The 13,443-nt window shown below is 65.5% G+C and carries 13 protein-coding genes; 4 read left to right on the top strand and 9 right to left on the bottom strand.

The window, feature by feature from the left end; all coding sequences use genetic code 11:
* Nucleotides 1-88 precede the first annotated feature (88 nt).
* Nucleotides 89-892, top strand: coding sequence for a transporter substrate-binding domain-containing protein (locus JVX91_RS21855; protein WP_205336221.1), 804 nt, complete (start codon nt 89-91; stop codon nt 890-892).
* Between the two features lie 21 nt (nt 893-913).
* Here the strand turns inward: JVX91_RS21855 and JVX91_RS21850 are convergent, their stop codons facing one another.
* Together JVX91_RS21850 and JVX91_RS21845 are read right to left on the bottom strand one after the other, a co-directional pair.
* The gene (locus JVX91_RS21850) at nt 914-1,381 is read right to left on the bottom strand and encodes a thermonuclease family protein (protein WP_205336220.1); all 468 of its coding nucleotides are present in this window, start codon (nt 1,379-1,381) and stop codon (nt 914-916) included.
* A gap of 68 nt (nt 1,382-1,449) precedes the next feature.
* Nucleotides 1,450-2,442, bottom strand: a complete 993-nt coding sequence (locus JVX91_RS21845; RefSeq protein WP_205336219.1) for an aldo/keto reductase — start codon at nt 2,440-2,442, stop codon at nt 1,450-1,452.
* A gap of 115 nt (nt 2,443-2,557) precedes the next feature.
* Here JVX91_RS21845 and JVX91_RS21840 point away from each other — a divergent pair, with 115 nt between their 5' ends.
* The 3 genes from JVX91_RS21840 to JVX91_RS21830 all read left to right on the top strand — a co-directional run bounded on the left by JVX91_RS21840 (nt 2,558) and on the right by JVX91_RS21830 (nt 6,528).
* The gene (locus JVX91_RS21840) at nt 2,558-3,454 is read left to right on the top strand and encodes a LysR family transcriptional regulator (protein ID WP_205336218.1); all 897 of its coding nucleotides are present in this window, start codon (nt 2,558-2,560) and stop codon (nt 3,452-3,454) included.
* A 165-nt stretch (nt 3,455-3,619) separates the two neighbouring features.
* Nucleotides 3,620-5,464, top strand: a complete 1,845-nt coding sequence (locus JVX91_RS21835; RefSeq protein ID WP_205336217.1) for a M60 family metallopeptidase — start codon at nt 3,620-3,622, stop codon at nt 5,462-5,464.
* A 242-nt stretch (nt 5,465-5,706) separates the two neighbouring features.
* A complete protein-coding gene (locus JVX91_RS21830; RefSeq protein ID WP_205336216.1) occupies nt 5,707-6,528 on the top strand; it encodes an alpha/beta hydrolase in 822 nt (273 codons plus the stop codon).
* A 90-nt stretch (nt 6,529-6,618) separates the two neighbouring features.
* Here the strand turns inward: JVX91_RS21830 and JVX91_RS21825 are convergent, their stop codons facing one another.
* From JVX91_RS21825 to JVX91_RS21795, 7 genes are all read right to left on the bottom strand, one after another.
* Nucleotides 6,619-6,972 carry a VOC family protein gene (locus JVX91_RS21825; protein WP_205336215.1) on the bottom strand — a complete coding sequence of 118 codons (354 nt, stop codon included), beginning with the start codon at nt 6,970-6,972 and terminating at the stop codon, nt 6,619-6,621.
* Nucleotides 6,973-7,010: 38 nt separating this feature from the next.
* Nucleotides 7,011-7,520: a hypothetical protein gene (locus tag JVX91_RS21820; RefSeq protein ID WP_240201642.1), complete on the bottom strand. Its 510-nt coding sequence runs from the start codon at nt 7,518-7,520 to the stop codon at nt 7,011-7,013.
* Nucleotides 7,521-7,655: 135 nt separating this feature from the next.
* Entirely contained in the window at nt 7,656-8,330 is a 675-nt protein-coding gene (locus JVX91_RS21815; RefSeq protein ID WP_205336213.1) for a methionine ABC transporter permease, read from the bottom strand.
* Nucleotides 8,293-9,354 (bottom strand): methionine ABC transporter ATP-binding protein, encoded by a 1,062-nt coding sequence (locus tag JVX91_RS21810; RefSeq protein WP_205336212.1) that lies wholly within the window; start codon nt 9,352-9,354, stop codon nt 8,293-8,295. Before JVX91_RS21810 ends, JVX91_RS21815 begins: the two co-directional genes overlap by 38 nt.
* A 250-nt stretch (nt 9,355-9,604) precedes the next feature.
* Nucleotides 9,605-10,402: a MetQ/NlpA family ABC transporter substrate-binding protein gene (locus JVX91_RS21805; RefSeq protein ID WP_205336211.1), complete on the bottom strand. Its 798-nt coding sequence runs from the start codon at nt 10,400-10,402 to the stop codon at nt 9,605-9,607.
* Nucleotides 10,403-10,441: 39 nt separating this feature from the next.
* Nucleotides 10,442-11,839: an LLM class flavin-dependent oxidoreductase gene (locus tag JVX91_RS21800; RefSeq protein ID WP_205336210.1), complete on the bottom strand. Its 1,398-nt coding sequence runs from the start codon at nt 11,837-11,839 to the stop codon at nt 10,442-10,444.
* Nucleotides 11,840-12,224: 385 nt separating this feature from the next.
* Entirely contained in the window at nt 12,225-13,442 is a 1,218-nt protein-coding gene (locus JVX91_RS21795; protein WP_205336209.1) for an SfnB family sulfur acquisition oxidoreductase, read from the bottom strand.
* Between the last annotated feature and the right edge of the window lies 1 nt (nt 13,443).

The following is a 13,443-nucleotide window of genomic DNA, read 5'->3' as shown; positions in this document are numbered from 1 at the left end:
GGAGCGAACGTCCGAATAGCGGCGGTACTGGTCACCGAGGGGCGCTGTTCAATACACTCGGGCGATCCGTCTTCTCCTGTCGTGAGCCGTGATCTTGCCGCCAGCCGTTCGCCTGTCGTTCTTCATTGCCGCACGTCTGCGTCCTCTGGCCGTGCTGGGCCTGGCCTTGCTGTCGGTGCCGCTGGGCGCCTGCGAGAAGACGCTGCGCTGGGATGACGATCCGCCGTTCAGCATGCAACTGCCCGATGGCAGCGTTGGCGGCCTCTACGTCGAGCTGAATCGCGAAGTCCTGGAGCACCTGGGTTGCAGCGTGAGGATGGTCAAGCTGCCGTGGGCACGCGCGCTCAAGGAGTTGGAGCTTGGCCGGCTGGACGTGCTGCCCGGCGCGTTCCGCAAGCCCGAGCGCGAGGCATACGCCTATTTCTCCGGCACGGTGCTGCCGCCATCACGCAACATTCTCTTCGTCCGCCGGGACTTGCCGGCCCGCGACAGCCTGCACGAGCTTGCCGACCTGCCGCGCAACGATTTCCGTCTGGGCGCACAGATCGACGTGTCCTACGGCGAGCCCTTCCGCCAACTGATGTCTGACCCGGACTACGCCGCGCGGGTGTTCTTCAATGCCAGTCGCAGCAACCTCTGGCACATGGTCGACAAGGGCCGCATCGACGGCATCATCGCCGACGAGCACAGCGGTCAGTACGAGTTGCAGCAACTGGGGCTGGCATCGAGCATCGAGCCGACGAAGGTGGTGGTCTCGGCTGAGTCGGCGGAGGTCGCCTTCAGCAAGCGCACCCAGGACGAGGACTTCGTGCAGCGCTACGCCCAGACGCTGAAGGCGCTGGTGGACGAGGGCGAGGATCGGCGCATCCTGCAGCGCTACGTCAGCAACTGAGGCGGCAACCGAGCGGGTCGCTCAGGGCGTGCGCCACAGGTTGGTGCGCCGCACCTTGGCCTCGTGCTCCTCGAACTGGTACTGACCTACTTCCTCGGGCGTCTGCGCGTCGCTCTGACGCCAACGCGCGAGGCCGATGCTCAACTGGGCGCGGCCGATATCCAGGGTATGGCCGCAGTTCGGGCACTCTGCCGGGGTGACCCAGACGGCCGCGCGCAGGCTGCCATCGGGCTGCTGTTCGGCGTGTTTGAGCGTGGCGCTCTTGCCCAGGGCCAACTGCACCAGGGCCGCACGGGAGCGCTGGCCGAAGTGGTTTTCCAGTTCCGGAGCATCGATGCCGCGCAGGTGGATGGTGGTGTCGGTGCCGTCCGCGCGCTGGCAGGTCAGCTGGTCGCCGCTGTACACGGCCGTCACCTGGCATTCCTCGTCCGCGAGGGCGGCGAGGGGAAGGAAAAAGAATACGAACAGTGCGGCGGGAACAAATCGCATGGAGCCTCCGATAGACGCCGTCAGCATAACCGCTGCGCGCGTCCACCGGAGCCCCTGGCAATCGGCCGTTACTGGATCAGGCTCATGACCTGTTCGCTGTAGCGACCGCCGGCGGCCGCGCCGGCGGGGAAGATCGCGTCCAGTTGCAGCAGCTCCACTGATGTCAGCGCAAGATCGACGGCAGCGACATTCTGCTCCAGGTACTTGCGCTGCTTGGTTCCGGGGATCGGCACCAGGTGATCGCCCTGGGCCAATACCCAGGCCAGCGCCAGTTGTGATGGCGTGACCCCGCGAGCCGCCGCGAGTTCGGCCACCTTGTCTACCAGCCGCAGGTTCTTCGCGAAGTTCTCGCCGGTGAAGCGCGGGCTGGAGCGCCGATAGTCGTCTGCGGCGAAATCGTCGGGGCTCTTCAGCGCGCCGGTGAGGAAGCCGCGCCCCAGTGGGCTGTAGGGCACGAAGCCGATGCCCAGGCGCGCGCAGGTTGCCAGCACGGCGTTGTCCTCCGGGTCGCGGGTCCACAGCGAGTATTCGCTCTGCAGCGCGGTGATCGGGTGGATCTTGTGCGCCCGTTCGAGGGTTTCCGCCGAGGCTTCGCTGAGCCCCAGGTAGCGCACCTTGCCGGCCTTCACCAACTCGGCCATGGCGCCGACGGTTTCCTCGATGGGCACCTTCGGGTCGACGCGATGCTGGTAGTAGAGGTCGATGTGATCGGTGCCCAGGCGCTTCAGGCTGCCTTCCACGGACTGCCGCACGTACTCCGGGCTGCCGTTGGCGCCGCGCACCTGCGGCTGGTCCGGGGTGCGCACGATGCCGAACTTGGTGGCGAGGAAGACCTGCTCGCGCTTGCCCTTCAGGGCGCGGCCGAGCAGTTCCTCGTTGGTGTGCGGGCCATACATGTCGGCGGTATCGAACAGGGTGACGCCCAGTTCGAGCGCGTGGTGCAGGGTGGCGATGGATTCCTGCTCGTCGCTGCCGGTGGTGTAGAAGTCGGACATGCCCATGCAGCCGAGGCCGATGGCGGAGACGACGGGGCCTTGCGGGCCCAGGCGGCGGGTCTTCATGCGGGTTTCTCCGGGTCGTGAGATGGACCTGTTCATTCTTGTTGTTTGGTATCCATGGATAAACCGGCTGTTTACGGTTTAACTATTCGCTATGGGCAAATAATCGGAGCGTGCCATGGACCGTCTGCAGGCCATGCAGGTGTACACCCGCATCGTCGAACTCAAGGCTTTCGGCAAGGCGGCGGACAGCCTGCAACTGCCGCGGGCCAGCGTGACCCAGTTGATCCAGCAACTGGAAACCCACCTCGGGGTGCAACTGCTGCGCCGCACCACCCGGCAGGTCAGCGTCACCGCCGACGGCCAGGCGTATTACGAGCGCTGCGTGCGTCTGCTGGAGGACCTGGAAGAGGCGGAGAACTGCTTCTCCGATTCGCCGGACAATCCGCGCGGCAAGCTGCGCGTCGACCTGCCCAGCTCGCTGGGGCGGCTGGTGGTGATTCCGGCGCTGCCGGACTTCTGTCGGCGCTACCCGCAGATCGAACTGGAGCTCAGCCTGAACGATCGCCAGGTCGACCTGGTGCGCGAAGGCGTCGACTGCGTGCTGCGTGCCGGTGAGCTGCCGGACTCCAGCCTGGTGGGACGGCGCATCACTGAGTTGCACCAGCTCACCTGCGTGAGTCGTGCCTATGTGGAGGAGCACGGCCTGCCCGAGCATCCGCAACGACTCGACGGTCACCTGGCGGTGAACTACCAGTCGGCTTCCAGCGGGCGCATCTTCGACCTCGAATTCGTCTTCGACGGCGAGCTGCGCACGCTGCGGCTGCCCAGCCGGATCACGGTGAACAACGCCGACGCCTACATCGCCGCCTGCCGCGCCGGTTTCGGGATGATCCAGGCACCGCGCTACCACCTGGAGGAAGGCCTGGCCAGCGGTGAGCTGGTGGAAGTGCTGCGTGACTGGCGGCCACCGGCCTTGCCCGTGAGCGTGCTCTACCCGGCGCGGCGACAGATTTCCCGGCGTCTGCGGGTGTTTTCCGACTGGCTGGCAGCGTTGTTCGCCGAAAGGACATAAGGACGTTGATGGCGAAATATCTGACTTTTTAGGTAAAAAACATCCTGTATCAAATCAGAAAATTTTTGTGATTCAGTTCTCATTGTCATGGGTGGTCCGGAAATTCTACTGTCCGAAACCTCGGAGCCTCGCAGTGGCTCCACTGGGGCTTCGGGGGGATTTCACATGCCGTATCGTCGCTTGCGTGGTGTAGGGGTTGTCTGTCTCATGTGGTGGGGACTCTGCGCGGTTGTCAGGGCTGAAGCGGCGATACCGGAGGGCGACTACTACGTCGTCTCCCAGGCGTCCTACAAGTTGCTGACTGCCTATTCGACCAGCGAGGGCGCGGTGGAGGTGGCGCAGTTTGGCTGGAGCGCGCGGCGCGATCCGGCCCAGACCTGGGTGCTGCGCCGTGACGGCAAGGGCTACAGCCTGTTCTCCCGGAAATATGGGCGCTATCTCGCCGTCCCCGGAGCCAGCCGCGAGCCTGGCACCTTCGTCTCGGTGCTTCCCGAGCAGGAAGGAGGTCGGCAGCGCTGGACGTTACAGCCCTACGCCGACAGCTATCGAATCGTCGCAGCCGAGAGCGGCCTGGGGCTGAACGTCAGCGAGGGTTTCCTCGCGGACGGAATGGACCTGACGCTGGAAGAGCCGCGGAACAACGCACCGAGCGAGCGCTTCCTGCTGATCCGCAGCGATGCGGGTGGGCACGGGAGCCATGCCCCCGATCTGGGCGCGCTGGAGAAGTCGCGCTATGACAACGTAGCGCGCCGCTACCATCTGGTCGCGCAGGTTGCCGGTAGCCTCGATGCCGATCGCACTCGGCGTTTCAAGAGCATGGAATATCACCCATCCGGGATTTACCTGGCGCAAGGAGAGACCCTCGATTTCGACGTTGACGGCCTATCCAGCGGACGGGATGCCCTGGTCCTCATGATCGGTCCGGCCAACGGATTCATGGACCCGGTGGAGGCCAACGATCCCGCGGAGCGGATGGCGAATCCCGGGTTCAACAGCTTCGTCGCGCCGCGCGCCGGCATGCTCTATTTCCGCTATGTCGACAGCGGAATCGGCGGGCAGCCGCTGCCGCCGGTGGACATCCGCATCGTCAGCGGGGGCAGCGCCGTACCGTTCTACATCCGCGGGCAGACCTCGGCCGAGCAGTGGCGCGCGATGCTGAAGGACAGCAAGGCGCCCTACGTCGAGATGGTCGGGCCACGGGCGGTCATCACGGTGCGACGGGAGATGTACGACCAGTCGAAACGCACCGACCCTGCCATGCTGCTGGCCTACCTCGAACGGGTGATCGGGCTGCATGACGACCTCTCCGGACTGGACGGCGCCACGCCGTTGGACCGACCCTCGCCGCTGCGCCTGCAGTACTTCCAGGATGACGTATCGTCGGCGAAGTCCCTCGAGGGGGTGTTCATGTATGCCGGCGACAACTTCATCGGCATGCCCGGCGCCAGTGCGCTGGTGCTGCTCAACGAGCCGTGGGCAACCGATCCCTGGGCGCTATGGCATGAAACGGGGCATACCTACCAGCAGAGTGATTGGTTCTGGGAGCCGGTGGTCGAGGTGACGGTGAACCTCTATTCCCTGCACGCCCAGCAGCGTTTCGGCTTGCCGTCGCGGTTGGCCGAGGTGGAACCGGAAACCGAGCGCACTCCTTATGAAAACGCGGTCGACTATCTCACCCAGGAGCGCCGTGACTTCAATGACGATGCCTCGTTCCCGGGCAATACCGCCGTCTGGACGCGGTTGGTCATGTTCGAGCAACTACGCGACGGATTGGGTGACGACTTCTATCGCCGGCTGCACAAGTATTACCGGCGACATCCGCTGGTCTTCAGCCAGCTCAATGACAACAGCACGCAGGTCCAGGAGTTCATCTACCGCAGCAGCCTGGTCGCGCGGGCGGACCTTTCCGGCTTCTTCAAGGCGTGGGGCCTGTCGATCAGCCCTGATACCGAGCGGCGGACGCGCAAACTGCGATTGCCGCAACCCACGGGGTTGATGCCTGCCCGCTGAGCAAGTGCGAGCCCGGTGCGTGAAGACTTCCGCTGCCTGCGGAACCCGCTTGCCCCCCGATTTGGCGCGGGTTCGAAGCGGGCGAGTTTGGTGCGGCCACGCGGAAGTCGCTCGTCGGAAATTTCACTCATCACCCGACCGGGATTTTCCGCCAATCTATGCTGAAGCCCGCCGTAGAGCGGTTTGCAGTCGCTGGAGTTGCGGCGTTTCTTTTCACCCATCACATGAAGGAAACGACCCAAATGAGCTTCGTCAAAGCGAAAGATGGCACCGAGATTTTCTACAAGGACTGGGGCAGCGGGCAGCCGGTGGTGTTCTCCCATGGCTGGCCGCTCACTGCCGACGCGTGGGATGCGCAGATGCTGTTCCTGGTGCAGAAGGGCTACCGTGTCATCGCCCATGACCGGCGCGGGCATGGGCGCTCCGGCCAGCCGGCCAATGGCAATGACATGGACACCTATGCCGACGACCTGGCGGCGGTGATCGAGGCGCTGGACCTGAAAGGGGCGACGCTGGTGGGCCATTCCACCGGCGGCGGCGAGGTCGCGCACTATATCGGCCGGCATGGCACCAAGCGGCTGTCCGGCGCGGTGCTGATCGGCGCCGTACCTCCGCTCATGCTGAAGACGGCGGCCAATCCCGGCGGCCTGCCCATCGATGTGTTCGATGGCATCCGCAAGGGCGTGAAGGAAGATCGCTCACAGTTCTTCAAGGACCTGGCGGTGCCGTTCTATGGCTACAACCGGCCGAACGCGAAGGCGTCGCAGGGTGTGATCGACAACTTCTGGCTGCAGGGCATGTTGGGCGGACACCTGGGCCAGTACCTGTGCATCCACGAGTTTTCCGAGGTGGACTACACCGAGGACCTGAAGAAGATCGACGTGCCGGCGCTGATTCTCCACGGCGACGACGACCAGATCGTGCCCATCGGCGCCGCCGGTCAGCGCTCGGTGGAGCTGGTGCAGAAGGGTGAGCTGAAGGTCTACAAAGGCGGCCCGCACGGCATGTGCACGACCCTGGCGGATCAGGTGAACGAAGACCTGCTGGCGTTCCTGAATCGCTGAGAGCTCGTCCCGGACATCGCGAGCAAGCTCGCTCCTACAGCAAGAGCCCCTTGGCACCTGTAGGAGCGAGCTTGCTCGCGAACCCACTCTTCAATGGACGTGCTGCAGCACGTTCACCAGCGTACCCAGCGGATCTCGCACGTAGAAGCGCCGCACGCCCCAGGGCTCGAGGGTCAGCGCGTAGGGAATCTCATGGCCGGCGGCCAGGGCGCGCTCATGCACCTCGTCGAGATTGTCCACTTCGATGGACAGGTCCGGCACCGGCGCGCCAGAGCCACCTTCGCTGGCCAGGCTTATCTGCGCCAACGCGCTGTTGTCGCTGGCGAGGGTGATCAGCCAGCCGTGGTCCATCACGATCTCCAGATCGAACAGTTCCCGATAGAAACGCGCGACTTCGGCGGGCTTGCCGGTGGCGAGGTTGGCGACGATACGGCGGACGGTCATGGCGGCGCTCCGTGAAGGGACGCCGCCAGCATAGACCTTCAGTGCGCCGGGCGCGCTGGCGGGACGCGGCGACGGTGGATGCGGTAGAACTGGTAGAGCACGCCGACGATCAGCCCCAGCAGGGCGATCATCACCGCCATCTGCACCGGCGGTGAATCCGGGCCCTGGCCGATGGGGTTGGACGGTGGCAGGCGCGACAGGGATTCATTGAGCGTCGGGATCATCATCAGGAAGAAGCTGAAGCTCATCGCCGCCGTTTCGACGTATTCACCCAGACCGCCCAGGGCGCCGACCCGCTGGGCGTAGCTGCCCACCGCGATGGCGACCAGGCAGAGGATGCCGATGGCGTGGCCGGCATTGAAGCCGCCGGTGCTGGACAGGCCGAAGGCGGTGAGCACGCCGAGAATCATCCCGTAGACGTACCACCTGCCGACAGGGCTGCGCGGGTCGATGCGCCCCGCTCGGTAGAAGGCCCAGATGCCGGCGATCAGCGGCACCAGACTGATGGCGGTATGCACGATACCCAGGGTGGAAAGGGGGTTGGCCATGACGAACGCCTCCGCAGTGAGCACAGGGACGCCACGCATCCACGAACTGTGCCTGAGCACGGAGGGGCGGGTGTGTTGTCAGGTTAGACGCAACCCGCGTGGGAGCAGGGCCGAGGAAGGATCAGCCGACGAACGTCACAGGCGCTTGTTGAGCCAGCGCGCCAGGCGATCGCCGCCGAACTGGATCAGCGTCACCAGGGCCACCAGCAGGATGATCACGGTGAGCATCACCTGGGTGTCGAAGCGCTGGTAGCCATAGCGATACGCGAGATCGCCCAGGCCGCCGGCACCGATGGCGCCGGCCATGGCCGAGGAGTTGATCATGGTCACCAGGGTGATGGTGAAGCCGGCAACGATGCCCGGCCGCGCCTCCGGCAGCAGCACGTTCCAGATGATGTGCCGTGGCTGGCAGCCCATCGCCTGCGCCGCCTCGATCAGGCCGTGGTCGACCTCGCGCAGGCTGACCTCGGCGATGCGCGCGAAGAACGGCGTGGCGGCGATGGTCAGCGGCACCACGGCCGCCCATACGCCGTAGCTGGTGCCGACGATCAGGCGGGTGAAGGGGATCAGCGCCACCATCAGGATCAGGAAGGGGATCGAGCGCAGCACGTTGACCACGCTGCCCAGACCCTGGTTGACCAGGCGCGCCTGGAAGATCCCGCCGGACCCAGTGGTGACCAGCACCAGGGCCAGCGGAATGCCCACCAGCAAGACGATGGCCGAGGACGCGCCGATCATCAGCAGGGTGTCGAGCAGACCTTGCAGCAAGCGATCAGGCATGGGTGAGCACCTCCAGGCGATCGGCGACATCGCGGGCACGTTCGAGCAGTTCGGGAGCCGTGGAGGCAGGCGCGGCGACACTCAGCAGCAGCCGGCCGAGGGCGCGGCCCTGGATGCGCTCGATACCGCCATGCAGCAGGCTGACGCGGTTGCCCAGGGCCTGGGCGATGGCCAGCAGGTCGGGTTCCTGTTCGCGCACGCCGGTGTAGTGCAGGTCGAGAATGACTTCGTTGTCCGACGGATGTTCCAGGCGCGCCAGCAGGTCTGGTGGCAGGTGCTGCTGTAGCGAGCCGAGCAGGGTGCGGCTGACTTCGTGCTGCGGGTTGCCGAAGACTTCCCAGACATCGCCCTGTTCGACGATGCGCCCACGTTCGAGCACCACCACGCGGTCGCAGATTTCGCGGATCACCGCCATCTCGTGGGTGATCAGCACGATGGTCAGGCCCAGGCGACGATTGATGTCGCGCAGCAGGGCGAGGATGGCCTGGGTGCTCTCCGGGTCCAGCGCCGAGGTGGCCTCGTCGCAGAGCAGGATTTCCGGCTGGTGCACCAGCGCGCGGGCGATGCCGACGCGCTGTTTCTGGCCGCCGGAGAGTTGTGCCGGGTAGGCATGGCGCTTGTCTTCCAGTCCCACGAGCTGCAGCAGTTCGTCTACCCGCTCGGCGATGCGCGCCTTGGGCACGCCGGCCACGCGCAGCGGCAGGGCGATGTTCTGCGCTACTGTCTTGGCCGACATCAGGTTGAAGTGCTGGAAGATCATGCCGACCCGGCGGCGCAGGCCGACCAGTTGCTGGGCGTCGAAGGCGCCGATGTCCTCGCCGTCGATCAGCACTTGGCCGACGCTGGGTTTTTCCAGGCGGTTGAGGGTGCGGATCAGCGAGCTCTTGCCGGCGCCGCTGCGGCCGATGATGCCGAACACTTCGCCACGGCGGACGGAGAGTTCGATATCGCTGAGCGCCTCCACCGGGCCGTGGTGGCCGGCGTAGGTCTTGCCCAGCCCGCGCAGGGCGATGTGCTGGGTGGCGAGTTCGAGGTTGCGGTTGAAGCTGACCATGGTGGGGGCCTGTTCTTGAGATCGGAGAAGGCTGGCTGCCCTCTCCCTAGCCCTCTCCCTGAAGGGAGAGGGGACTGGTTCGGTGTGGCCGGATAGCACGGAGCAAGCTGGCTGTTCAGGGGGAGCTGCAGTATCCGCTAGCATCGGACGGCCCCCTCTCCCTTCAGGGAGAGGGCTGGGGAGAGGGAAAAAGCTCCGCCTCGGCTTCGCAGAAGAAGACATTTACCCTTACCGATGAACGTCGGCGCGCTTACTGCCAGCCCGGCTGGTAGAGCGAGCCGTGGGCCTTGTCCAGCGCGGCGCGGACCTGCGGCGAATGCTGGTAGAGATCGACGAACTTCTTCAGCCGGCCGTCCGGGTCCTTGTAGTCATCGCGGGTGACGAACTGGATGACGTACTCCTTGTTCTCGATGCCATCGAACAACAGCGCGCTGTTCGGATCGATGGTCCCGGCCAGGCGGATGTAGTGCGGATAGCCCTGGGCCAGGTCGACGTCGTCCAGCGCGCGCACCAGTTGCACGGCCTCTAGCTCGATGATCTGGATGTTTTTCGGGTTGGCCACGATGTCGTCCAGGGTCGCCTTGTAGCCCACGCCATCCTTGAGCTTGAGCAGCCCGGCCTTCTGCAGCAGCTGCAGCCCACGACCGCCATTGATCGGGTCGTTGGCGATGGCGACCTTGGCGCCGTCGGGCAGGTCGGCGATGGCCTTGTACTTGGTCGAGTAGAGACCGACGTTGTTGATGATCCCCGGCGCGAACGCCTTCAGGTGCAGGCCGCCCTCGCGGTTGGCGTTCTCCAGGAAGGGCGTGTGCTGGAAGTAGTTGGCGTCGATGTCGCCGTGGTCGAGGGTGATGTTCGGCGCGTTCCAGTCGGTGAACTCCACCAGTTCGACTTTCAGGCCTTGTGCGGCGGCTTCCTTCACTGCCACTTCCAGCGGTGGAGCGAAGGCGGCAGTGGTGCCCAGGCGCAGGGTGTCGGCGGCCTGGGCGAGGCCGGCGGCGAGGAGGCTCAGCGAGAGGCCGAGGGTGAGCTTGAAGCGTGCATGCATGGCAACGAGTCCTTATAGGTTTTAGAGCCTGATGGCCTTTTAAAGAGAGAAGGCTGGAGTCGCTCCAGTGGCGGTTGCCTGGCGATAGCTCGCCCCGACATGCCGCGCAGGCAGTCGGGCGCGGCCGGCGCCGAAGAGTTTTTCCCGCAGCGGACCCTCGGCGTAGGCCGTCTTGTAGGCGCCACGGTTCTGCAGTTCGGGCACGACCAGCTCGATGAAGTCGGCGTAGCTTTCCGGCTCCACGGTGCGGGTCAGGTTGAAGCCGTCCAGCCCGGCATCGTTGATCCATCCCAGCAGCTCATCGGCGACCTGCAGCGGGTTGCCCACCAGCGTGGTGTAGCGCCCGCCGAGAGCGAGCTGTTCCAGCAACTGGCGCACGGTGGCGTCGGTGCGGGCGACGGTCAGGGCCTTGGTGGCGGACTCGATGGCGTTGGTCTTCTCGTAACGGATCGGCTCGTCCAGCGCATAGCGCGAGAAGTCGATGCCGGTGGTGCTGGCGAAGTGCGCAAGACCGGCTTCGGCGCTGGCGAAGCGGCGGTACTCGGCGAGCTTGTCGCGCGCCTCGGCCTCTGTTGGCGCGACGATCACATTGATACCCATGAACACCTTGATGTCGTCCGCCCGGCGGCCCGCGTCCACCGCAGCGTGGCGGATGCGGTCCACCAGTACGCGCGTGGCTTCGCGGGTCTGTGCCGAGACGAACACGCACTCGGCATGGCGCGCGGCGAAGGTGAGCCCGCGATTCGATGCGCCGGCCTGGAACAGCAGCGGCGTGCGCTGCGGTGACGGCTGGCTGAGGTGGTAGCCCTCGACATCGAAGAACTCGCCGTGGTGCCGCACCTTGTGCACCTTGCCCGGCTGCGCATAGACGCGGCGCTGGCGGTCGGCGATTACCGCGTCGTCTTCCCAACTGCCTTCCCAGAGCTTGTAGAGCACTTCCAGGTACTCGTCGGCGCGGTCGTAGCGGCGGTCGTGGTCGATCTGCCGGTCCTGGCCCATGGCGCGTGCGGTGCTTTCCAGGTAGCCGGTGACGATGTTCCAGCCGATCCGGCCGTCACTTAGGTGATCCAGTGTCGAGAGCCGGCGGGCGAACGGGTAGGGTGCCTCGTAGGTGAGGTTGGCGGTGACGCCGAAGCCCAGGTGTTGCGTAACGCCGGCCATGGCCGAGACCAGCATCAGCGGGTCGTTCACCGGCAGCTGGATGGCTTCTTTCGCGGTGAGCTCGATGCCGTTCTGGTAGACGTCGTAGACGCCGAGGATATCGGCCAGGAACAGGCCGTCGAACAGGCCTTTTTCCAGCAGGCGTGCGAGGTCGGTCCAGTGGCTGAGCTTGTTGAAGTCCGTCGAGCGATCGCGCGGGTGGGTCCACAGGCCGTGGTTGATGTGGCCGACGCAATTCATGCTGAAGGCGTTGAGGAGGAGCTGTTTCTGGCTCATGGAGTTTCCTTGCGCTGGCGGCTCGGCAACTGCGCTGCGGCATGTGTAGGGCGAATGACCCGGAACGGGTTATCCGCCGCGTGGGCGGATAACGTCGTAGGCGTTATGTGCCCTACATGGGGGTGTTCGCTTGATGGGGATGTCGGCGCTGACGCTTCCCCCTCACCCCAGCCCTCTCCCTCAGGGAGAGGGGGCAGTCCGTGCCGGCTGAGACAACGGTTTGTCACTGCGCCGAACGGCATCTCTCCATTAGGGCGAGAGGGCAGTACCTGCCGGCTGACGCCTTGCTTTCTCCCTGCACCGAACGGTCCCTCTCCCGTTTGAGGAGCGGGGCGCGCAGCCAGGGTTAGGGTGAGGGGCTCTTGTCTGTGTTCGGCAAGAAACATCACAACGTCCCCCGACGCGGCGGCAGCTTGCCGTTGAGGTAGTAGTTGCCCACCGCGAAGTACTTCCAGCGTGCCGGGTCGTGCAGGGTGTGCACGCGGGCGTTGCGCCAATGGCGGTCCAGGCCCAGTTCGACGAGGCTGGCGCGGCTGCCGCCCAGTTCGATCAGCTTGCTGCCCGCCAGCAGCGATACCTCCGTGGTGATCGCCCGCGCCTCGGCCACGGCAATGGAAGCGGCGGCAACACTTTCGGCAGTCGGCTCGGCGGTGGCTGCGTCGAGCACTCGGCCCGAGCGATCCAGCAGCGCTTCGGCGGCATGCAGGCGGATCGCCAGGCGGCCTACCTCGTTGATCGCCAGCGGATCATCGCTGGCCTTGTCCACGCCCGAATCGATCCACGGACGTGCCTTCTCGCGCAGGAAGGTCAGCGTGTCTTCATAAGCGCCCCGAGCGATGCCGACATCGATGGCCGCGTGCAGAATCTGCGCGTACGGGCCAACGGTGGTCGGGCGCTCGAAGGCTGCCTGGAACGAGACGATGTCGTCCTCACTGACCTGCGCGCCATCGAACACCACGCTGCCGCTGCCGGTGGTGCGCTGGCCGAAGCCGGACCAGTCGTCGATGATCTCGACGCCCGGAGTGTCGCGCTGAATGAAGGCGAATTGCTGCAGGCCATCGTCATCGATCACCAGCGTCGGAATGCGCTGCGCATAGAGCGCGCCGGTGCAGTAGAACTTGCGGCCGTGAATGCGCAGGCGGCCGTCCTCGCGCTTGAGGCGCGTGGTGCGGTCATGGGCGGTACGGGTGCCGATTTCTGCCAGTGCGTTGCCGAAGCGAACGCCAGCCAGCACCTCGGCGAACAGACGGGCTTTCTGCTCGTCGTTGCCATTCACCCGCAGCAGTTCGACGGCATAGAAATGGTTCTGCGGAATCTGCCCCAGCGAGCCGTCGGCGGCGGAAATGATGGCGATCACCCGCGCCACGGTGACGCGGGAGACGCCCGCGCCACCGTACTCGCGCGGTACGGTGATGCCCCACAGGCCGGAGCGGCTGAAGCGTTCGAGTTCGTCCCACGGCAGGCGCCGCTCGCGGTCGCGGGTGATGGCGCCTTCGCGGAAGTCGGCGGCCAGGGCGCGGGCCACGTCCAGGGCTTCGTCATCGCTGCGGATGATGTGGACGGGATTGGCTAGCTCTGGGTTAGACAAAACGATGCTGTTCATC

Origin of the sequence: Pseudomonas sp. PDNC002, assembly GCF_016919445.1 — a bacterium.
Classification (GTDB): Bacteria; Pseudomonadota; Gammaproteobacteria; order Pseudomonadales; family Pseudomonadaceae; genus Pseudomonas.
Note: the sequence above shows the minus strand (reverse complement) of the source record. Positions and strands in the feature narration are given on the sequence as shown.

Excerpts from the sequence above, each read along its gene's own strand:
- JVX91_RS21850 (WP_205336220.1), bottom strand. The coding sequence starts at position 1,381 with ATGCGATTTGTTCCCGCCGCACTGTTCGTATTCTTTTTCCTTCCCCTC.
- JVX91_RS21845 (WP_205336219.1), bottom strand. The coding sequence starts at position 2,442 with ATGAAGACCCGCCGCCTGGGCCCGCAAGGCCCCGTCGTCTCCGCCATC.
- JVX91_RS21840 (WP_205336218.1), top strand. The coding sequence starts at position 2,558 with ATGGACCGTCTGCAGGCCATGCAGGTGTACACCCGCATCGTCGAACTC.
- JVX91_RS21835 (WP_205336217.1), top strand. The coding sequence starts at position 3,620 with ATGCCGTATCGTCGCTTGCGTGGTGTAGGGGTTGTCTGTCTCATGTGG.
- JVX91_RS21830 (WP_205336216.1), top strand. The coding sequence starts at position 5,707 with ATGAGCTTCGTCAAAGCGAAAGATGGCACCGAGATTTTCTACAAGGAC.
- JVX91_RS21825 (WP_205336215.1), bottom strand. The coding sequence starts at position 6,972 with ATGACCGTCCGCCGTATCGTCGCCAACCTCGCCACCGGCAAGCCCGCC.
- JVX91_RS21820 (WP_240201642.1), bottom strand. The coding sequence starts at position 7,520 with ATGGCCAACCCCCTTTCCACCCTGGGTATCGTGCATACCGCCATCAGT.
- JVX91_RS21815 (WP_205336213.1), bottom strand. The coding sequence starts at position 8,330 with ATGTCGCCGATCGCCTGGAGGTGCTCACCCATGCCTGATCGCTTGCTG.
- JVX91_RS21810 (WP_205336212.1), bottom strand. The coding sequence starts at position 9,354 with ATGGTCAGCTTCAACCGCAACCTCGAACTCGCCACCCAGCACATCGCC.
- JVX91_RS21805 (WP_205336211.1), bottom strand. The coding sequence starts at position 10,402 with ATGCATGCACGCTTCAAGCTCACCCTCGGCCTCTCGCTGAGCCTCCTC.
- JVX91_RS21800 (WP_205336210.1), bottom strand. The coding sequence starts at position 11,839 with ATGAGCCAGAAACAGCTCCTCCTCAACGCCTTCAGCATGAATTGCGTC.
- JVX91_RS21795 (WP_205336209.1), bottom strand. The coding sequence starts at position 13,442 with ATGAACAGCATCGTTTTGTCTAACCCAGAGCTAGCCAATCCCGTCCAC.